15 protein-coding genes are annotated in these 20,605 nt (G+C 60.9%); 4 read left to right on the top strand and 11 right to left on the bottom strand.

Annotated features, from left to right (window positions below):
- A complete protein-coding gene (locus ACKVY0_RS12705) occupies window positions 1–2,625 on the top strand; it encodes a hypothetical protein (protein WP_409215195.1) in 2,625 nt (874 codons plus the stop codon).
- Window positions 2,626–2,660: 35 nt separating this feature from the next.
- The gene (locus ACKVY0_RS12700; RefSeq protein ID WP_409215194.1) at window positions 2,661–3,113 is read left to right on the top strand and encodes a hypothetical protein; all 453 of its coding nucleotides are present in this window, start codon (window positions 2,661–2,663) and stop codon (window positions 3,111–3,113) included.
- A 22-nt stretch (window positions 3,114–3,135) separates the two neighbouring features.
- On the opposite strand, the gene ACKVY0_RS12695 is transcribed toward ACKVY0_RS12700, so the two are convergent.
- The gene (locus ACKVY0_RS12695; RefSeq protein WP_409215193.1) at window positions 3,136–4,428 is read right to left on the bottom strand and encodes a sulfatase-like hydrolase/transferase; all 1,293 of its coding nucleotides are present in this window, start codon (window positions 4,426–4,428) and stop codon (window positions 3,136–3,138) included.
- 423 nt (window positions 4,429–4,851) lie between these two features.
- On the opposite strand from ACKVY0_RS12695, the gene ACKVY0_RS12690 reads away from it, so the two are divergent.
- Window positions 4,852–6,900, top strand: a complete 2,049-nt coding sequence (locus ACKVY0_RS12690; protein WP_409215192.1) for a 4Fe-4S binding protein — start codon at window positions 4,852–4,854, stop codon at window positions 6,898–6,900.
- A 96-nt stretch (window positions 6,901–6,996) separates the two neighbouring features.
- Here the strand turns inward: ACKVY0_RS12690 and ACKVY0_RS12685 are convergent, their stop codons facing one another.
- The 7 genes from ACKVY0_RS12685 to ACKVY0_RS12655 form a co-directional block, all read right to left on the bottom strand.
- Window positions 6,997–8,073, bottom strand: a complete 1,077-nt coding sequence (locus ACKVY0_RS12685; protein WP_409215191.1) for a dipeptidase — start codon at window positions 8,071–8,073, stop codon at window positions 6,997–6,999.
- A gap of 49 nt (window positions 8,074–8,122) precedes the next feature.
- Entirely contained in the window at window positions 8,123–8,806 is a 684-nt protein-coding gene (locus ACKVY0_RS12680; RefSeq protein ID WP_409215190.1) for a response regulator transcription factor, read from the bottom strand.
- Entirely contained in the window at window positions 8,803–10,476 is a 1,674-nt protein-coding gene (locus ACKVY0_RS12675; protein ID WP_409215189.1) for a sensor histidine kinase, read from the bottom strand. The genes ACKVY0_RS12680 and ACKVY0_RS12675 overlap by 4 nt, the downstream gene beginning before the upstream one ends.
- Window positions 10,477–10,884: 408 nt before the next feature.
- Window positions 10,885–11,733, bottom strand: coding sequence for a TerC family protein (locus ACKVY0_RS12670; protein ID WP_409215188.1), 849 nt, complete (start codon window positions 11,731–11,733; stop codon window positions 10,885–10,887).
- A 114-nt stretch (window positions 11,734–11,847) separates the two neighbouring features.
- Window positions 11,848–13,224: a tetratricopeptide repeat protein gene (locus ACKVY0_RS12665; RefSeq protein ID WP_409215187.1), complete on the bottom strand. Its 1,377-nt coding sequence runs from the start codon at window positions 13,222–13,224 to the stop codon at window positions 11,848–11,850.
- Window positions 13,225–13,270: 46 nt separating this feature from the next.
- Entirely contained in the window at window positions 13,271–13,432 is a 162-nt protein-coding gene (locus ACKVY0_RS12660) for a hypothetical protein (protein ID WP_409215186.1), read from the bottom strand.
- A gap of 55 nt (window positions 13,433–13,487) precedes the next feature.
- Complete coding sequence (locus ACKVY0_RS12655; RefSeq protein ID WP_409215185.1) at window positions 13,488–15,668, bottom strand: heavy metal translocating P-type ATPase; 2,181 nt, start codon at window positions 15,666–15,668, stop codon at window positions 13,488–13,490.
- 104 nt (window positions 15,669–15,772) lie between these two features.
- Between ACKVY0_RS12655 and ACKVY0_RS12650 the strand changes: the two genes are divergently transcribed.
- A complete protein-coding gene (locus ACKVY0_RS12650) occupies window positions 15,773–16,375 on the top strand; it encodes a lysophospholipid acyltransferase family protein (RefSeq protein ID WP_409215184.1) in 603 nt (200 codons plus the stop codon).
- Window positions 16,376–16,538: 163 nt separating this feature from the next.
- Here ACKVY0_RS12650 and ACKVY0_RS12645 read toward each other — a convergent pair whose 3' ends face one another.
- The 3 genes from ACKVY0_RS12645 to ACKVY0_RS12635 all read right to left on the bottom strand — a co-directional run bounded on the left by ACKVY0_RS12645 (window position 16,539) and on the right by ACKVY0_RS12635 (window position 20,559).
- Window positions 16,539–17,939, bottom strand: coding sequence for a sulfatase (locus tag ACKVY0_RS12645; protein ID WP_409215183.1), 1,401 nt, complete (start codon window positions 17,937–17,939; stop codon window positions 16,539–16,541).
- Complete coding sequence (locus tag ACKVY0_RS12640; protein ID WP_409215182.1) at window positions 17,936–18,901, bottom strand: prenyltransferase/squalene oxidase repeat-containing protein; 966 nt, start codon at window positions 18,899–18,901, stop codon at window positions 17,936–17,938. Before ACKVY0_RS12640 ends, ACKVY0_RS12645 begins: the two co-directional genes overlap by 4 nt.
- Window positions 18,902–18,978: 77 nt before the next feature.
- Window positions 18,979–20,559 (bottom strand): sulfatase, encoded by a 1,581-nt coding sequence (locus tag ACKVY0_RS12635; protein WP_409215181.1) that lies wholly within the window; start codon window positions 20,557–20,559, stop codon window positions 18,979–18,981.
- Between the last annotated feature and the right edge of the window lie 46 nt (window positions 20,560–20,605).

Genomic DNA, 20,605 nt, shown 5'->3' with positions numbered 1-20,605 from the left:
ATGACTGCACCTCTTATCTTCGCGTTGCTGTTTTGTTCTGCGTTGCCGCTGTTAGCCGCAGCAGGAGCCACTCATCCGCCCATGCGGCCGCTGCCGGTGGCTTCCGCTCGGCCACTGCCGCCTGGGCCGTTGAAATTTGTCGATACGACGCATGGGAGTGATGCGGGTGATGGTTCCGTGGCGAAGCCGTGGCGCACACTTGGCCTAGCAGTGACAAAACTGGCTCCAGGCGACACGCTGGTGCTGCGCGGCGGGATTTATCGTGAGCATGTGACGGTGAAGTGTGCGGGGACGCATGAGAAGCCGATCACGATCCGCTCGCATCCCAACGAACTGGTGATTCTGGATGGCGGCATCGCGGATTTCTTCGATGCGCCGGAAACAGCGTGGGAACCCTTCGCTGAAGGAGCGCCGGGGGAGTTTCGCTCGACGAAGACGTATGAGAATGCGGGCAGTGCGAGCACGGACGACCAGATGGAAACGACGCTGCTGGGCAGTTTCGCGGATTCGATGGTGCCGCTGCAAGGCTGCCACGCGATGGGCGATCTGCGCAGCACGAACCTGCTCTGGACGCTCGGCGGCAGTGACAAGGTGAGCGCGGAGAAGTTCATCTACTGCGGCCCGAGCATCTGCTACGATATGAAGACGCAGCGCATTCATGCCCGCTTCGCCCACACGACGCTGCAAGGGCTCGGAAAAGATAATTATCGCGGCGAAACCGATCCGCGCAGACTGAAACTCGTCATCGCGACGCTGAACGCAGGTTCGGTGCTGACATTGCGCGAGGCGCGTTATGTGCGCGTGCAGGACATCGTGGTGCGCGGTGCGCGCATGGCCACGGTGGACGTGGAGGATTGCGCGGGCATCGCGTTTGAAGGTGTGACGGCCTATGGCGGCGCGGCGGCGATCCGTGTTCAAGGAACCAAGGGCCTGCGCATGTCCAACTGCGCGCTGCGCGGCATCGCGGCACCGTGGACGTTCCGCAGCAGCCTGAAGTATCGCTCGATTGAGGCGCGCATCTTTTCCGCGAGCAGTTGGACGCCGAGTGGCGGTGACAACGCAGACTTTGAGATCGCGCACTGCGAATTCACCGACTGCGTGGACGGCGTGTTCATCGGCAACGTGCGTGGCGTGAATTTTCATCACAACCTCGTCGCCAACGTCAGCGATGACGGCCTGTTTCTCACGTGCGGCACCGCGCCGGATGGCACGACGCACGGCGGCAATGTGCATCTCTGGCAGAACCGTTTTGAGCGCTGCCTCACCGTGTTTGCCTTCGGCGTCGGCCATGGCAGACAGAAAATGCTGCCCACCGGCAGCCAGACCGGCGTGGGCGTGTGGGCGCACAACAACATTTTCGATCTGCGGCAATGGGTGCCGTATTTTCAGCCGCAAAACGCTGAGGAGCCGCAGGAGTTCACCTTCACCGGCCGCCTGTGCGGGGATCACGGCAGCCCGGCGTGGGAGCCGCTGTTCTTCTATCACAACACGATCCTGGCGGGCAACGAGCCGTTTCGCGGCGGATATCTCGATGGACTCGGGCGTGGCATCGCGAGCGGTTCGCCGCGTCGTCTGCTCAACAACAGCGTCGTGCAGGCCAAGGGTGTGCCGGGCACCGTGATGCAGGAGAACAAACCGGATTTCATCGGCGATGGCAATCTGCACTGGAGCACGGACGCAGCCGCCGGGATCAACGCGGACGAGTTTCTGCGCAAACTGCGCGGCGCACGGCCCGCACAGGAGCTGCAGGCCGCGCGGCACGATCTTTTCGCTGATCCGTTGCTGGATGCCGTTTTGCGTCCGCAGCCCAAAAGTCCGGTTATGGGTGCCGCAGTCGCGATTCCGCAGGAATGGCCGGCGCCGTTGTCCACGAAGGATCTCGGCGCGATTCCCGCCGGATCAGACGCATGGCATGCGGGCGTGAAAATAGACGATCATGCGAGCCTGGCGCTGCCACAGATCGAGATGAAGCCCACCACCGGCAAACCTGTCGCCATCGTCGAAGGTTATCCGGCCTTTGATGCGCCGCTGGTGCGCTACGCGTTGCGCAAACAGGGAAAAAAGGTCGAAGTCATCGAGCGTGCGTGGCTGGATGCGACTCGTCTGCCGGAATTCGAGATGGTGGTGTATGCGGGCAGTCTTGCGCGGGCGAAATCACCCGTGACGAAGTTCAGCGCGGACGACCTGCCGCGTGTGCGGGCGTTTTTGGAGCAAGGCGGCACGCTGGTGCTGCTGCGTGCGACCAACGACATGTTCGCCAGCGATCATGGGCAGGCCTTTTTGCGGGAACTGTGCGGCGAGACGCCCAAACTGGCTGCCGCACCGGCGCAACTGCTGCTTCCACAACATCCATGGGTGAAACATCTCGATGCCTCGCCGCATCCGTGGCTCGCCGCGAAAAACGCCGCGCCGCTGCGCGCTGTGAAGGGCGAGCGCATCCTCGGCACGCCGGAAGGACTCACCACGCTGTGCCGCATCACGGTCGGCAAGGGCGCGTTGATTTATGTCGGCTGGGAGATCGCCGAATCCATCCCGCATGGCCGCTTGAAGGCGACGGTGGAGATGGAACGGATTTACGAGGAGCAGTATCGCGTGCTGGAGCAGGTGTTGGGGATGAAGCCTTGAAATTTCAGGCGGGAACGCCAATGACTAGGCCCGCCATGAACAAGTTTTGCCTGCCCCTCATCCTTCTCGTCTCCGGCTGCACCACACCGCAGATGATCGACATCACTCAGCACCTGCCACCACCAGCCGGCCTGCGTCCCGTGACGGCGCTCGTGCAGGATGGCGCGGTGCGTTTTGCCTCGCAGCCGCCAGCCACCCTGCGCCTCAGCGGCGCGCAATGCCTGCTCAAGCTCGGCGAGAACGAGGTGCGGCTGCCGATGTGGCCGTTTGCCGATGATGGCGTTCCCTCGGACGGTGCCTTCACGGTCGAATCCGGTGCCTATGAGTTTGCCTGCTGGCAGGATGGATCGGCGCTCGTGATCAGCATCGGCGGCAGTTTGACCAGCACGCGGGCCGAGGCCCGCTACCACTTTAGCGACTCGCGTCTGGTGCGGACCGAACGCCTGATCAAGTCGATGGACGCACCGCTGCGCGTGGAGAGCCGGTAGCACGCCGTGACCGCGAGTTGCTTCACTGCGCCTTGCCCTTCTTCTTTTTCTTGCCCGGCTTCTTGCCATCGCCGCCGTCGGTTTTGCCGGCGGCGGGATTGAGTTCGGCGAGCACGGCGGTGAGGCGGGTGCGGGCGGCTTTGCTGGCTTCGGTGTCTTCTGCGGCGGCGACGGGTTTTTCGACGAAGGGGGCGTCGCTCATGTCGAAGAGTTCGTTGGCTTCGTTCATCTTCCAGCCTTGCTCACGCACGAACCAGTTTTTGCCGAGCTGAACGTAGGCCCACTCGCGTGGCGTGCCTTTCTCACCGCGCAGTTGCGGTGCGTGGCTGATGCCGTCGATCTTCACGCCTTCAGGCAGCTTGCCACCAGCGAGATCGACGAAGGTGGGAAGCTGATCGGCGATGCTGATGATGTCATTGCTCACTTTGCCCGCAGGTGTGACGCCGGGCCAACTGGCGATGTAGGGCACGCGAGAGCCGCCTTCGAGCATGCTGGCTTTTTTGCCGTTGAGCATGCGTCCGCCGATGGTGCTGGGGTAGCTGAGTGCGGTGCCATTGTCGGCGGAGAAAATGATCAGCGTCTTCTCCCGCAGTCCGAGTTTCTCGATCTCAGCGACGATGCCGCCGACCTGTTTGTCCATGTAGCGGATATTGTCTTCGTAGAGGTCACCGCCTTCCTTCGTGTCCGGCGTGCGCAGGATCGGTCCATGCACGAGATGCATCGCGTAGTAGAGGAAGAACGGCTTCTCTTTGTTCCGCGTGATGAAGTCGATGCTGAAGGCGTGGATGATGTCGGGATTGTAGGCGTCTTTTCCCGCGTTCACCTGCTCGCCGTTCTTCTCATACGAGTCCTTCCAAAACCAGCCGCCAGCGGTCGGGTCGGTGACGTATTCGTCGAAACCCCAGTCACGCGGCGTCTCGCCGACCTGCCGCCATTTCCCGGCTTGCGCCGTCGCGTAGCCGCTTTGCTTCAAAAGTCGTGCGACAGACGGTTCGTCAGCCGATTTGGCGCCTGGGCCGCCATTGCGCCAGGAGCCGTTCGTAATGCCGCCGGTGCGAAAGGCGTAGCGTCCGGTCATCAGCAAGCAACGCGACGGCCCGCACAATGGTGCGGCGTAGCAGGTCGTGAACCGTGTGCCAGAGGCGGCCAGCTTGTCGATGTTCGGCGTCTGATGCTTATCCGCGCCGTAGCAACTGACGCCATCCAGGCCGAGATCATCGGCGTAGATGAGCACGATGTTGGGTTTGGCTGCATCTGCCGCAACGGCGGTGATGCTGATGAAGGCGAGCGCCAGGAAAGTGCAGATGATTTTCATGGCCGCGTGAAACGCAGGCAGCACCCACACCTTTCGAGCAAACAAAGAGCCGCGCAGGTTTCCCTGCGCGGCTTTCGTGATGGGTTTGATCCAGTGGCACAGCCATAGCGTGTATCGTGCTTTTCATTGTAGAGGTGCCCACTTCCAGCACGCAAAAGTGCGCGGAGAATCTGATTGCCCGGACAGTGGCGGCGGCTTTTACTCGACCCATGATTTTAATGCAGGACAACCAGCGCTACTGCGCCGCGATCGCTGCGGCAGGCCGAAGCCTGACGCGGATGTGGATGTGGATGTGGATGTGGATGTGCTGGTGCGCGCCCGGCTCCGGAGGGCGACTGCTTTCTGGAGGAGATCACAACGAAAGGGCGCGTGATGTATGAAGGCGGCCACGCATGACTGGATCGAAAAGGCGGAGGCATAAAAATGGATCCGCACGAACCGCCCCAGCGCAAACGCAGCTTGTTTCGGCTCGATCATTTCCTGCCATTCCAACGCGCGTCGAGCAAGCCACAGGCGAAAACCGCCGCATCATCCGTGCGCAAGCTGCTGCGACGCATCGGGCCAACGATGCTGTCCTCGCCCGTTCGTCGAGTGGTGCAGACGATTTGCTTCCTGAGCTTCCTCTGGCTGTTTTTTTATGTCTGCTGGCCCTACCACGCCCGACCGCATGCTGCTGGCATGATTCAAGCAGGCTGGCGTGTCGCGGAGTTTGATCAAAACAGCGGCGGGTTGAGCTTGGAGCATGACAACGGTGCTGAAAACCTGCGGGCAGGTCAAAAACGTTTCCTGGTTGATCAAGGTGCCGCAGTGGGACGCTTCAACATCACCGGCATCGAAGACAAACGTGTGCATCTGATGCCGGATGCACCGCTGAGCGCCAAACAAATCGACCAGATGCTCTTCGGTGTCGGCCCGTGGGCCTTGCACGAGACGGAGCCGGGCCAATGGCCGTCGCATTACACCGATGATCTCGCGCGCAAAGAAATCGTGCCCGCCGAGACTTTCCTCATCATCGATCCGCTCGTCAGTCTCTCCACCGCCATCGCGGCGCGGAGCTGGGTGTGGTCGCTGGTGTGCGCGGGCGTCATCCTCATCGTGTGCGTGTTCATTCCGCGCGGCTTTTGCGGCTATCTATGTCCACTCGGCACGCTGATCGATTTGTTTGACTGGGCCATTGGTAAACGCGTGACGCGCTTCCGTGTCGCCAAAGACGGCTGGTGGGTTCACATCAAATACTACCTGCTGCTTGCCGTGCTAGTCGCGGCGTTCGGCGGCGTGCTCATTTCCGGCTACGTCGCGGCCATTCCGGTCATCACTCGCGGCCTCTTATTCATCGGTGAGCCATTGCAGAGTGGAATCGCGCGCGAATGGCATCTGGTGCCGCCGATGCATGCCGGACACGTTGTTTCCATCCTGCTGTTCCTCGGTGTGCTTGCGCTCGGGCTGCTGAAGCCGCGTTTTTGGTGCAAATACGTCTGCCCGAGCGGTGCGGTGTTCTCTGTGGCCAATTTGTTTCGTGTCAGCGAGCGCAAGGTCGAGTCGAGCTGCATCAACTGCAACAAATGCGTCGCCATCTGCCCCTTCGACGCGATCAAGCCTGACTTCACCACGCGTGTGACCGATTGCACGCTCTGCCAGACCTGTGGCGGCGTGTGTCCGACGCAGTCGATCAAATTTGTCGAGCGCTGGAACGTGATGGACCTCAAAGCCGTGAACGATCCGCCCACTGGCGAGACCGCGCTCGGTCGGCGTGGCTTCATGTCGCTCATCACCGGCTCAGGCATCGGTGTCGCTGGCGGCGGCGCCATCGCGGCGACGACGAAGCTGTGGGGCGCGAATCTCAATGATCCCCATGCCTTCCGGCCCGTGCGCCCGCCCGGCAGCGTGCCGGAGCCTGCATTCCTCGACATGTGCATCCGCTGTGGCGAGTGCTTCAAAGTCTGTCCGAATAATGTGCTGCAAGCTGAGGGCTTCGAGCAAGGTCTCGAAGGCCTGTGGGCACCGATGGTGAAGGCCGACTGGGCCGGTTGTGAATCAAGCTGCAATGCCTGCGGACAAGTTTGTCCCACCGGAGCCATCCGCCCGCTGCCGCTCGCCGAGAAAAGAGTCGCGCGCATGGGCCTCGCCATCGTCGATCTGCAAGCCTGCCTGCCGCATGCGAACCGCGAGGCCTGCCAGCTCTGCGTCGATGAATGCCACGCCGCCGGTTATCACGCCATCGAGTTCGTCCAGGTCCACACCGAGGTCGATGCCGCTGGTCAACCCATCGAAGGCACCGGCCACCTCGCGCCCGTCGTCCTCACCGACAAATGCGTTGGCTGCGGCATCTGCCAGACCCGCTGCTTCGGCATCAACGGCCTCGAAAAGAACCTGTTGAAACAATCCGCCATCATCATCAAAGCCGGTGAAGGTCGCGAAGACCGGATCATGTCGGGATCGTATCTGAAATTGCGGGAAGCAGAAGCCCGGTAGCGTGCGGCGGATGTGGAACCAGGGTCAGCTACATCGGCGGCGACAACGGTGGCACGGTCGGCGTGAATCTTTGGGCGCAATCGCTGCAGGTGCCTGTCATTCAGCCCAAGCCTCGCGGATGAGGCGGAGGAAGTTGCCGTGCATGATGTTGGCGATGTCTGCGTCTTTGTAGCCGCGTTTTTGGAGCATGGCGGGAATGCGGGCGAGGTCGGCGATGGTGTCGAGGTCGGCGGGGGTTTGCTCGGTGCCGTAGCCGCCGTCGAGGTCGGTGCCGATGCCGCTGTGATTGGCATTGCCAGCGAGCTGGCAGATGTGGTCGATGTGGTCGCAGATGACTTCGAGTTTGAGGCCGACTTCTTGAGGGGTGGTTTTGCCACGGGTCCAGCCGGGGATCATCATCCAGGCATCGAGGGCGGCACCGATGACGCCGCCGCGTTCGATGAGGGCTTTGAGCTGATCGTCGCTGAACTGGCGGGGATCGGGGACGAGGGCGCGGCAGTTGCTGTGGCTGGCCCAGACGGTGCCGTGGTGGATGTCGAGGGCCTGCCAGAAGCATTCATCGCTGAGATGCGTGACGTCGAGGATCATGCCGAGGCGGTCCATTTCCTGGATGAGTTCTTTGCCACCGGCGGGCAGTGGGCCGACTTGATCATGGCCGAGGGCATAACGGCAGACGCCGTAGTGCGCGGGGCCCATGGCGCGGAGGCCCTGTGCCCAAGCGTCTTCGAGATGGCCGACGGTGCGGATGGAGTCGGCACCTTCGAGGCTGAGGATGTAACCGATGGCCTTGGTGTCGTCGGGAATGCTCGCGTCATTCCACAGCGCGATCATTTCGTCGAGTTCGCGCAGGTTGGTGATCTGGCGCATTTCACCGGCTTCTTCCATGGCGCGATACCATGAGAGCTGGCCTTGTGTTTCGGCCCAAGCCTGCTCGGGAGACATCCAATTCGCGATTGGAGAGACGCCAGGCATGCAACCGGCGAGCTGGGTGGCGACGCAGAGGCCGACTTTGCCACGACGCATGTCGGGGAAGGCGGTGGTGCCTGCGGCGCGGCCCTTGCCGGTCATGCCGGCCTCACGGCGGCGAATCTCATGAACAGGGAGGCGGAGGTCGCGATTGAAGCCGCCGAGGGCGTTGAGGCTGAGGTCGAGGTGGGCGTCGAAGGTGAGCATGGCGGGGAATGATGAAAGAAGTCTCACTCTACGCTGATTCGATCATACGTCATTCATAGCGATAGCCTGCGCCGTGGACGGTGCGGATGATGCGCGGCTGGGCGGGGTCTTTTTCGATGCGTTTGCGAAGCTGTGAGATGTGCTGGTCGAGGGCGCGGCTTTCGGGGAAGTAATCGACGCCCCAGACTTCGTCGGCGAGCGTGTTGCGGTCGATGACCTTGCCACGGCGTTCGTAGAGCAGGCGCAGGACTTTGACATCGCGTGGGCTGAGGGCGAGTTCGACCTTGTCGCGATACGCACGCAGCTCGGTGGGGACGATGCGGAGGTCGTCCATGGTGAAGTCGTCGTCAGCCCTGCCAGCGCCGCGAGAGGCGGTGCGGCGGAGGATGGCGCGGATGCGGGCGATGATTTCCTTCACGCCGAAGGGCTTGGTCATGTAGTCGTCAGCGCCGAGTTCGAGGCCGAGGACGGTGTCGATTTCCTCGGATTTGGCGGTGAGGAAGAGGATGGGGACTTTTTCATCCTGGCGGCGGATTTGTTTGCAGACCTCGTAGCCGTTGAGACCGGGCATCATGACGTCGAGGCAGACGAAATCGGGATTTTCGACGCGGAAGAAGTCCACCGCCTGCAAACCGTCGCTGGCGGGGATGACTTCGTAACCTTCCATGGTGAGCACCTCGCGCAAGGCATCGCGCGTGTGGTCGTCGTCTTCGGCGATGAGTATTTTGGTCATGACTTGTTGGGTAGGTTGAGAATGAAGCGCGCGCCGTCGCGATAGTTGGGGCACACCGTGAGGGAACCGCCGTGCAATTGTGCCAGTTCGCGCGAGATGGTCAATCCAATGCCGGTGCCACTGACACCTTCGGCGAGATCGTGGCGGAGGCGTTCAAACGGCTCGAAGACGGTGCGGCGCTTGCCGGCGGGGATGCCCGGGCCGCGGTCTTCGACGATGATGCGGGCGCTACCCTCGTCATGCTCGGTGCGGATGCTGATCCACTTGCCGGTGTTGGCGTATTTGTCCACGTTGGAGATGAGATTGCCAAGGATCTGCTCAATGGCATCAGGATCGGCCTGGATCGTGGCGGGACCATGCAGGGAGGTGACGATCTCGAAGCCTTTGTTTTCGAGCAGCGGCTTCCAGAAGTCTGCGATGCGCGAGACGTTATCGTCCAGCACGAGCGATTTGGGCTGGATGGTGAGCTTGTCGCGCTGCTGGCGGGCGTAATTGAGGACGTTTTGGATCAGGCGGTCAAGGCGCGCAGTTTCAGCCTCAACGACACCGAGCTGGCGCTTCGCAATGGTATCGCCCTGCGATTCGGCCCGCTGGGAGGCCATTTCGGCGTAAAGGCGGATGTTGGTGAGCGGGGTTTTGAGCTCGTGGGAGATTTGATTGACGAAGGTCACACGCTGCTGAGCGACGCGCATCTCGCTCGCGCTTTCGTGGAAGTAGAGCCAGCCGACGACAAACACGAGCACGATGCCGGAACTGACGCCGAGCAAGATTGGGAAGAGGTAGGGTTTCGGGAATTCCTCGTTCGCGTGCGCATACGCCAGCTCCCATTGCGACAACGGTTCAGAGCAGGCGCGGTGCGCGGATGAGGGACCTTCAGAACCGGCCAATTTTTTGCCCCATTGATGCAACTGGATGCCTTTCACCGTGGCGAGCATCATGCGGCCTGGAGGAGAGGCCAGACCGGGCTGCGGCAATCGTTGAAACAGGGCGTTCATCAGCGCCTGCGGATGCATCAGCGCACAGCTCAGACTGCCGTCGGCAAAGCGATGCCAGTAGATGAACATGGAATCGCCCACATGCCAGCCGCTCCAGGTCAGCGGTGCTTCAGACTGCACGGGCCGGTCATCAATGTGGTAGCCGTACATTTTCAAATAGGTCATCCATTGTGAGGAGCGCTGCGGTGCCGGTGACAGTGCTCCCGGCACGAAGATGCGTTGAAATGGCGGGCCGCCATCGTCCAGCGTCGAAACGAACTCCGGCATGCTGTCAGGGTTCCGGGTCGAGTCATGGATGGCCTGGATGCGATCGGCGGCGTTGAAGCCCTGGCCGGGTTGAAAGGCGGTTTTACCCGCAAACGACTCGATGGTTCCGTCTTCACCCGTTTTGGACCAGGTTTGGGCGATCCACGGATGTGTGGCCAGCCGCTGCGACATCAAACTTGCGGAGCCGATGCTTTGCGCTCCCCAACTGTCGAGCCGGTCGGTGAGCTGCCGCATGTCATGCAAAAGATGGTGGTCGGCGGAGCTGAGGCGCTCGGCCAGGATGGCCTGCATGGAGGCGTCGGTGCGTTTTTCCGCGTCGCGGATGAGGTAGGTTCCCAGCCACGCCAGCAGCGCCAGGGGGAGGACCACCAGGATGATGAACAGGATTGTGGAGCGGCGTTGCAGCATGCGTGAGGCTCATAATTTAGCCTCGCCATCTATTCGGTCATCCGAATTTTATAAAATCCATAAAAGAACCGGGGCGGACTTTTCGGTCCGCCCCGGGATTTGCAGGTGTTTCCAACAGCCAGAAGGACAACCACTACCTTGAGAAATTTGGGATTCAGCGTTCGGTGACCGCAGTCACGTTCCGTTGATCTGGCGTGAGTTTCTCACAGGCCGGAATGAATGAGTCAGCGGCTTGTGAGCAGGCTGTAAGGAAATTGTAAGACGGCGGTCAATGTCATTAAGTTAAGAAGGAGTTCCCGCAGATTCAGAAAACCCGCAGATTGGGATTCGGAAAAAATCTGCGGGTTATCTGAATCTGCGGGAACACATCAAGAGAAGTGCCTTAACTTAATGACATTGAGACGGCGGTTATCTCCGCACTGCCGTCCAGATCCAGCGAAACGGCCAGGTGATGGCGACGATGACCGACCCAATCAACGCAGCGACCAAATTCATCGGCAGCAGCAGCACGCGGAGGATGGGATTGAGCACCTTCTGCAGCGCCTCCACCCGCGACCAAGCGATGGTCAGCACTGTGATGACAACGATCCCCGCGAACTTCATGATCTTCACCTTCAAAGGGCCGAGCGCTTCGAAGTAATCGTGAAAATGCAGTTCCGAAAGCAGCAGCAGCCCGACATAGCCGATCAAGATGAACGCGGTGTGCTCCAGCACCGGATATTTCTCGATCATCTTGATCGCCACGCCCGCCACCAGCCGCAGTGCGATGATGCCGATGGTCACTCCCACATAGACCGGCCACAGATCATTTGGGCTCAAGGCGATGGCGGCCACCACATTGTCCACGCTCAGGCTCAGGTCCATGAGGGAGATCATGGCGATGGTGCTGGCGAAGGTGCGATGATGAACGTTCACCGCCTCACCCTCGTCCTCGCCCATCTCCGACTGCCCGGCGAAGTGCGCGCACATCAGCCACACGAGGTACAGCGCCCCGATGAGCATCACCCAGTGGTTATGGATGATCCAGGAGGCAAACAGCAGCGCCACGAGGCGAAAACCATACGCACCGATGTAGCCGATGTTCATCGCCTTGGCCCGCTGCTTCTCGTCCAGATGGGAGGCCATGGCCGCAATGGCCAGTGCATTGTCCACTGACAGCAGCCCCTCGATCAAAACCAGGCCCATGATGACGGGCAGGGCGTGTACAAAAGAAGCCCAGAGTTCGGGCAGGGAAACGGCAAGGAGTTCAGCAGGCATCAGCGCGCATGATGGAGGACGAGATCATGCTTTCCAGTACCATTTGCCCTGAAATGAAATCGCCCCATCCCGCGCAGCGGAATGGGGCGGATGGCATCCTTTCGGCGGTGTATTTTAGGAGTAGGAGGACTCCACCCGCTTCGCCACGTCCTTGTAGCCGTAGTCTGCGTTGTAGATCTCCTTGAGTGCCTCCAGACTCGCGGTCTTGTCGCCCATTTTTTCCAGCACATGCGCCAGCTCGTAGAGCACTTCTTTTTTAATGGCGTCCATGATGACCAGCTCCTTGGAAGCCTCCATCAGCGAGGTCTTGGCAAGGTCGTTCATGTTCTTGCGCTCGAAACAGCGCCCCAGCATGAGAATCGCCTTGATGCGCATGTTCGGGTTCGATTTCGCCTGCTGCAGTTCGGGGATTGCCTCGGTGTACATGCCGGCGTTGAAATAGGCCTGCCCCAGTTCGTAGCGCAGGGTCTTGTCGGTCGGATTGCGGTCCACGCGGGTTTTGGCCTCGCCAATGACGACGCTGGAGCGCTGGCGGCGGATTTCGGCCACCTGTGCACGCTTGTCGTCGATGTCGGGGGCGCCGGGATTGGCCTCGATCTCGCGTTGGTAGTCCTCGATTTTCTGATCCAAGACCTTGTCGCGCAGGATCTCGACCTTGCGCTGGAGAGCCACGTCCCCCGGATTCAGGGTGAGAGCGTAATCATAGAACATCAGCGCGTCATCCATCTGGCCGAGTTTCTCATAAAGATCGGACATGCGCTTGACGATGGCGATGTTCGTCTGGTCGGCGTTGTACTGCTCGATGGTCTCGGCCAGGAATTGCTCCATCTGCTCCTTGGTCATGCCCTGACGGCCGAGCATTTCCAGCTTCGCAGCTTCGCCGGAATCCTTCATCGCGCTGCGGAAGTCACCGCCGACGCCCCAGCCCTGACGCAGGATGGAGGTGCGGGCGGCGGAGTCTTTTTCGCCCTTCATGGCCTCCATGTCACGCGGATCGACTTTGACGATGAGGCGGTACACCTCGCTGGCCTTCTCCGGCTCCTCATGCGCCATGTAATGCTGCGCCAGCTTGTGCATGTGCTTCGTGTTCTCAGGATGCCCCGCACGAATCGTTTCGAGGGCGAACGCAGCCAGTTGCGGGAAGTGCATCTTCATCCCGATGTCGTAGAGCGTTTCGTTCGCGTTGAGATTGAAGGGATCTTTGCGGAAGACGTTCTCCTCCATGTCCGCGACGACCTCTGCCGGGTCCTTCTTGGAGCTGGGCTTGAAGCCGCCGAGGCCAAAACTGAATTTCTTGCCCGCGCTGCCGCCGCTCGCTTCGCTCTCAGCACTGCGCAGCAGCTTGCGGCCGTCCAGGAAACCAAAGTTGGCCGTCACGATGGGCAGCACCTGGTCGATGACATACTCCCAGTTCTTCCGCTCGGCTGAAATGAGCGCTTTTTTCCAAAGGGCTTGGTACCTGGGGTCGAGTTCGGCTTCCTGAACGATCATAATCCTGTGTGCTGTTGGCGTGGTTGAATGGTGTGGATGGCGACGGTTATTTTTTGCTGCCGCCAAACCATGAGGCGAGCGCTTGCAACTCCGCGCCCGTCCCCTCGGTCAGCCCCTTCATGCTGAATCCGTGCTCAAAGAGCACCATCCAGAGAAAGGTGGCGACGAGGAAGGCGAGGGTCCAGAGGACTTTGGAGAGAATGCGCATACCGTAATTTAGCTCACTCTATGAAGAAAAGGGGGGAATCGTCCAGCACGGAGTTTCATTCCTTCTCAAACAGCAGCCGCAGGCTGTTCAGGCACACCACCACCGTGCTGCCCTCGTGCGTCAATACGCCCAACGTCAGCGGCACGATGCCAAACAGCGACGCCACCGCCATCACGACCACACTGCCGAGTGAAATGATCAGGTTCTGTTGAATGATCCGCCGCGCCCGCTGGCTGATCCGCCGGGCGGAGAGCAGTTTTTCGATCTTGTCCTGCATCAAAACCACATCGCTCTGCTCCAGCGCCGCATCACTGCCCCGGGCGCCCATGGCCACGGAAACGTAGGCGGCGGCCAAACTCGGCGCATCATTCACTCCGTCACCGATCATGGCGACTTTATGTCCTGCCAACGTCAGTTCGCGGATCACCGCCACTTTGTCCTCGGGGTGCAAACCCGCCCGCACTTCGGCGATGCCGAGTTTTTCGCCCACCTCAATGGCCGCAGCACGCCGGTCGCCCGTCAGCATGATCGTGCGCACGCCCTCGGCGGCCAATTTTTCCAGCACGGCACGGCTCCCGGCACGAATCTCATCTTTGAGCAGCACTCGACCGACAATCTGCTCATGCAGCACCCACACCTCGCTGAAACCCAGCGGCGCATCCGGCACGCCTGCCAGCACCTCGCCCAGGGGGCTGTCTTTGACGAGTTCCCGCCGCCCCACATAGCTCAAACCGCCCGCCGTGCGTCCACGCAAGCCCTGGCCGGTGATGGACTGAAATTCGGCCAGTTTTTCCGCCACGATGCCTTCCGCCTGCCCGTGCCGCGTGATAGCGCGTGCGATGGGATGATTCGAGTTCGCCTCCAAACTCACCGCGATGCGCAAAACATCATTTTCGCGGCCCTCCGGGAAGCTTTCGATCTTCGTCACCTTCAATTCGCCTTCCGTGAGCGTCCCCGTCTTGTCCATGGCGATGACATCGACTTCCGCCAGCTTTTCAATCGCCGCACCGCCACGGAACAGGACACCACGCCGCGCTCCCCACGCGATGGCAGCCAAAATGGCCGATGGGATCGACAAAACGAGCGCGCACGGGCTCATGACGACCAGCAGCGTCATCGCCCGATAAAACGACGACTTCGATGCTGCCGTGTTCTCAAACGGCGAGATGCCAAACACCAGCCACCACACGAAAAACATCAGCGCCACGATGCCGAGCGTCAAAATCGTGTAGCGCGTGCCAAAACGGTCCGTGAAGCGCTGGCTCGGTGCGCGCAAATGCTGCGCCGTTTGGATCAGCGTGATGATCTTTGCCAGCGCACTCTGCTTTGCCGGCCGGTCCACCCGCACTTGCACCATGCCCCATTGGTTCAATGTGCCGCCAAAGATGGCTGCCCCAGTTTCCTTCGTGATCGGCAGCGCTTCGCCGGTCAGCGTTGATTCATCCGCCGCCGTCGATCCCGAAATCACCGTGCCATCGACCGCAAACAGCTCATCCGGCTTCACCACGATCACATCACCCACGCGCAAGCCGCTCACACTGCGATCTTCCGTCGTGCCATCCGGCAGTAGCACATGCGCCATCTTGGGCGCGGCCTTGGTCAGCGCATTGATCTCCTTGTGCGTGCGGAACATCACAAAATGCTCCAGCGCACCCGAGGTCGAGAACAGGAACAGCAGCAGTGCGCCTTCCTCCCACGCCCCAATCGCCACCGCACCCAAGGCGACGGCCAGCATCAAGAAATGCACATCAAGCCGACGTTCGAGCAGATTCTCCCACGCATCCTTCGCCGCATCCCAGCCACCAGCGATCAGCGAGATCGCGAACAGAGCTGGATGATCGAAAAAATAACCCGCCAACAGTGACACGCCACAAATCGCCGCCTGCCAGGCCAGCGTGCGCCATTCATCATCGCTCTCCTGCTCCATCTCATCCGGCTCCGGCCACGCAAAATCACGCCACTTCCAGAACTTCGGTGCCGTCGGGCATGAAGGCTTCTCCAACACGAAAGCACCATCCTTCTGCTGCACGTCCAGCATGCCCGAGTGCGCTGGAACTGCCTCCGCCTTCTGCAACCACCGCGCATCCACCGCCCGCAGCACTTCCGTGAGCTTCGCTTGCAGCAATTCGCCATCCACCCGGCCCAGCGTCGCCATTTCGACGCGCTTCGACTCTGGATTCAGCCGAATCGCCTCGATGGACGGCTCCTCCAGCAAAAAATCGGCGAGCGCTGTCATCCAAGTGGATGAATCAGGCGGCGTTGAGTCGGAATTTGGCATGTGATGCATTACGAGCCAGCAAGAGGCGTGACAACCTGATCTTCATCGCGCATCATTTGCGCATGATTCGCAGTCTCATCGCCGGCTCGCTTCGTGTGTTCTCTGGTTCCGTGGCCCGCTGGCAGGGTTGCGCACCGGAGCCGGTACAGCGTGTGTACTTTGCCAATCACACCAGCAATCTCGATGGTCCCGTGCTCTGGGCCTCGCTGCCGCCGCCGATACGCGAGGTCACCCGGCTCATCGGTGCCAAGGACTACTGGTCCGTGGGCCGCGTACGCCCCTTCCTCGCCTTTCGCGTTTTCAACGCCGTGCTCATTGAACGCAAAAAGCCGACGCCGGAATGCAATCCGCTCGATGACATGATCAACGCCCTCGGCGACCGCCATTCCCTCATCCTCTTCCCCGAAGGCAGCCGCCACAACCAACCCGAGCCGCAGCCCTTCAAGCCCGGCCTCTTTCATCTCGCCAAAAAACGGCCCGACGTGCAATTCGTCCCCGTCTGGATGGAAAACCTCAACCGCATCCTCCCCAAAGGCGAAGTCCTTCCCGTGCCCGTTCTTGGCAGCGTCACCTTCGGCGAACCGATCCGTCTGAACGAAGGCGAATCGAAACCCGATTTCCTCGTGCGAGCACGCGCGGCGGTGCTGCGATTGCGGCAGCAGTAATTTCGTAGGTTGGGTGTGTTTGGCGCGCTGTGATTGCTCCATCACACAAAGACTGCATCGCCAAACCGCCCGACTCTGGGGGCATTCGAATCACGATGTGCTTTGCCACACTCTCAGAGACGGGCGGGCTGTCGCCACACCCATCCCACAGCATGCGAGTCTATCACCTCGTGATGGGCGGCAGATTCTCAGCAAGCCGGGAGCGCAAATCCTTCAGCACAGCCGCATGCTGCGGATCGCTCACGAGGTTGGTGTACTCGTGCGGGTCGGCGTCATGATCGTAAAGTTCGATGCCGTTTTTGCCTTCATCCCATTCAGTGCAACGCCAGCGGGCGGTGCGCACGGTGCGCCCCCAGAATTCAGCATCTTTGCCGCGTCTGGCCTGCGTGAAGGCGTAATCGTGAATGGACGCTGCTGGATCATTGAGCAGCAGACGCAGGCTCTGGCCCTGGAGATGTTTCGGTGCAGGAATGCCGCACAAATCACAGAGCGTGGGATAGACATCGAGCAGCTCAATGAGGCTGTTACTGCGTTGGCCGCCGGTCTTCATGCCGGGCGTTTGCATGATGAAGGGAACGCGGGCGCTTTCTTCAAATAGGCTGCGTTTGTGCCACAATCCATGTTCGCCGAGATGCCAGCCGTGATCGCTGGTGAAGAGGATGATCGTGTTGTCATCGAGACCCATCTGTTTGATCGCATCAAGCAAACGACCGGCCTGCGCATCGACATAACTCACACAAGCGAGGTAGGCGCGAATGGCAGCACGGCGTTGTTCGGGCGTGGCGGTGAGCGCGTAACCAGGCACGGCACCATTGCGCGCAGGCGCGGGGATGTCCGCCTCGTCATCAGCGGGGGCTTCGGGCAGGGTGACGTTGTCGAAGGGATACAGATCGAAATATTTCGCCGGAGCCACGAGCGGCAGGTGTGGTCGATGAAAACCAACAGCGAGGAAGAAGGGTTTGTCCTGGTCGCGTTTGCCGAGCCATTCGATGGCGGTCTTCGCGAAGACTCCATCAACGAGTTGATCATCCTCACCAGGAATTTCCTGCCAGCCGAGTCCCTGCTTCTTGCCGGACTTCACTTTGACGGCGCTTTCCTGCTTCGGCGGAAACGGCAGCTCGCTCTTGAACGGCGTGCCGAAGTCCCAGGCCTGTGGATCGTCCATGCTTTCGAGGCCCGTGGGAACGCCGAGATGGAAAATCTTGCCGCAACGCGCCGTGGCGTAGCCGTTGTAGCGGAAATGATGCGGCAGCGTCAGGACGTTCGGGATGTTGGTGTAAAGATTGTCTTCGTTGTTGGTGACACGTGTCGTGCCGGGCCGCAGACCGCTCATCATCGACGAACGCGAGGGATTGCAGTGCGGGAACTGGCAGTAGGCTCGGTTGAACTGCACACTGCGCTTCGCGAGTGCATCCAGGTTTGGAGTTTTCGCCTGCGGATGGCCGTAGCAAGTCAGCGTGGCCGCCAAGTCGTCGCACATGAGCAGCAGGACATTCGGGCGTTTGTCAGCGGCCTGCGAAACACACGCAAGACATGAAAAAAGAATGAGCAGGAGCGGTTTCATGGTTTGGAAGGAAGAAGTTGGGCAAGGCCGGCGACGGCCCATGCCGTGGCGGCAGTGGAGAGGAATTGATGCTCGCCGTGCGGATCACCGTTTTCAAAGTAGGGCTGCACTTTGTTTTTCACACGCGATTCGACGAGCCAGGAGCCGTCGGCATGCTGCGTGCGCAGAAGATGGTCACGCGCCTGTTGAATTGCGGGATGATCAGGCGCGATACCGGTTTTGAGAAGCATGAACAGCGTCTGACCGGTGGAGAAGGCATCGCTGGGCAGATCAGCAGCTTGCGACCAACCACCGTCGGGTTGTTGTGCTTTGATGATGGCATCGCGGGCGGTTTGTTTCGCAGCTTCATCGCCACCGAGATGATGCAGCCCCCAGAGCCGCCAGATGTGGTCTTCCTGACGTTCGAGCTTGGCTTGCGCGAGCCATTTCAGGGCGGCGGCTTTGGCTTTGGCGAACGCGGGCTGTTGCTCGGCGCTGGCATATTTGGTCATGCCGAGCAGGGAGAGCACGGTGTCGGCGACATCGGAGCCTTGCAGGGGCGGGCGGCGGCAGGAGGTGGTCCAACGGCCGTTTTCGGTGCGTTCGAGTTTGGCTGGCTCGCGGCCTTTGAGTCGGGCCACGCCCTGAATTTTCAAGAGATAGGCCACCATGGCCGTGGTGGTGTCATCGGCGGGTTGCGCGGTCATTTGCAGCACCCAGAAGCCGTAACCGACCGTCGTGGCACCGCCGGGGACGTGGTCGCCCGCGAGCATGTCGTCGATGCGCTCCTCAAAATAGGCGTGAGTGATGTCGGACTGCGTTTTGAGCCAAACGGGGTCGATGGAATGGCCTGCGCGGCTGTTTTCGATCACACTGAGCATGGGCAGTGTTTGATGATGGCAGGAGAAGCAGGTCTTGTGCTTCGGCCAGTTGCTGGCGGCGGTGGTGACGAGTGCGAGGCCGCGCTGGACGGCGGTTTCCACGCTGGGTGGCTCGGCGGAGATTGACCACGGAATACACAGAACACACGAAAGGATGAGGCAAAGCAGCTTCATGGGGCCTACTTCCCCTCCGCCGCCCACTGTTTCATTTGGGCGATGTTCTTATCCACGGTCGGATTGCCTTTGCCGAGATACTCGGCCATGTCGCTGTCGTATCTGGATTCGGTTTCAGGGCCGTGATCGTGGGTCTCGACCATCCATTGATCGAGGCGGGTGCGCAGAGTCGTGAGCGTGGCTTGATGAGCAGGATCGGTGGCGAGGTTGGTGATTTGCCAGCCGTCGGTGGTCCATTCGTAGAGTTCCTCGGCGGGGCGGGTGGGACTGAAGAGCAGTTTCTCGCTCAGCGGGTCGAGTACGCCGCCTGAATGCAGTGCGCGGAGGGTCTGCACGATGCTCTTGCCGTCCTTGTAGGCGTTGGGTTGCAGATGTGGGCGCTGCGGATGAAAATTGCGGATGTAGAGGAAGCGATCAGTGCGCACACTGCGGATGCGCTCGACGGTTTCATCGCAGCGATCCCTCGCGGCGAAGATGGCATCGCGTTTGGGGTAGTCTTTGGCGAAGACATCGCGGCCCTGCATGATTTTTGGAAGCGGCAGGCCGGCGGCGGCCAGTGAGATCGCGCCGAGGTCGATCTGCATGACGAGATCCTCACGCACGGCACCTTTGGCGATGCCGGGGCCGCGCACGACGAAGGGAATGTGCGTGCCCTCGTTGTAGAGGAACTGTTTGCCGCGCGCATGACTGATGCCGTGGTCGGTGATGAAGATGATGAGCGTGTTGTCGAGGATGCCCTCCGCCTCCAGTCGCGCGAGGACCGCGCCGACATGCTGGTCGGTGAAGCGCACGGCATCGAGATACGCCGCCCAGTCGCGCAGCAGCACGGGATCACGCGGGTAGTAAGGCGGCAGTGTCACATCTTCAGTCCGCACCGCCGCGCCGAACGTCTTCGCGGCACGTTGGGACAGGGCTTGCGCGTTTTTATCCGTGCCGCCGCGTTGCTTGCCGCCGCTGAGCTGCACCTGCATGAAGAACGGCTGGCCTGCCTTGCGCCCTGCCCAGTCGGCGCCGGCATACATGCCGGCGTCATATTCAAAGTTATAGTCCGTCTTGCCAAGACCGCCGCCGCCCTTGCCCTTCTTCCCCTTCACGCCGGGCAGGCCGCTGCCGATGCAGGTGTAATAGCCCGCCTGCTGCAACAACTGCGGCACCGGCACCACGCCCTCTGGCAGCGTGATTTTCTCCACCCCGCGCCCACTGCGGTGATGATGCGCGCCGATGCTGGTCTGATACATGCCCGTGATCAACGCCGAGCGGCATGGCGAGCACACCGGCGCGGTGACAAAGGCATTCGTGAACTTCGTGCCCTCACGCGCCAAGCGGTCCACATGCGGCGTCTGGATCGTCTTCTCCCCATAGCAGGAAAAATTCGCTGACATGTCATCCACGACGAACCAGAGGATGTTCGGCTTGTCCGTCGCAGCCTTGGCGGAGTCGGGCTGCGCCGAAAATGACCCGCCCGCATCGCTGCGCGAAGCGCTGCGGGCGGGCGAATGCGGAATGACGAATGACGAAAGAAGGAGAACGAGAATGAAGAGTGGTTTCACGATGCAGCCGTGAACGATGGCGAGGGCGGGGTTCATTCGCATATCTAGAGGCGTCCCGGAGGGACGAGAGAGATTAGCCGGT

Origin of the sequence: Prosthecobacter sp., assembly GCF_046154365.1 — a bacterium.
GTDB lineage: Bacteria > Verrucomicrobiota > Verrucomicrobiia > Verrucomicrobiales > Verrucomicrobiaceae > Prosthecobacter.
The sequence above is the reverse complement of the archived record's forward strand: the minus strand, read 5'-3'. Positions and strand labels throughout refer to the sequence as shown.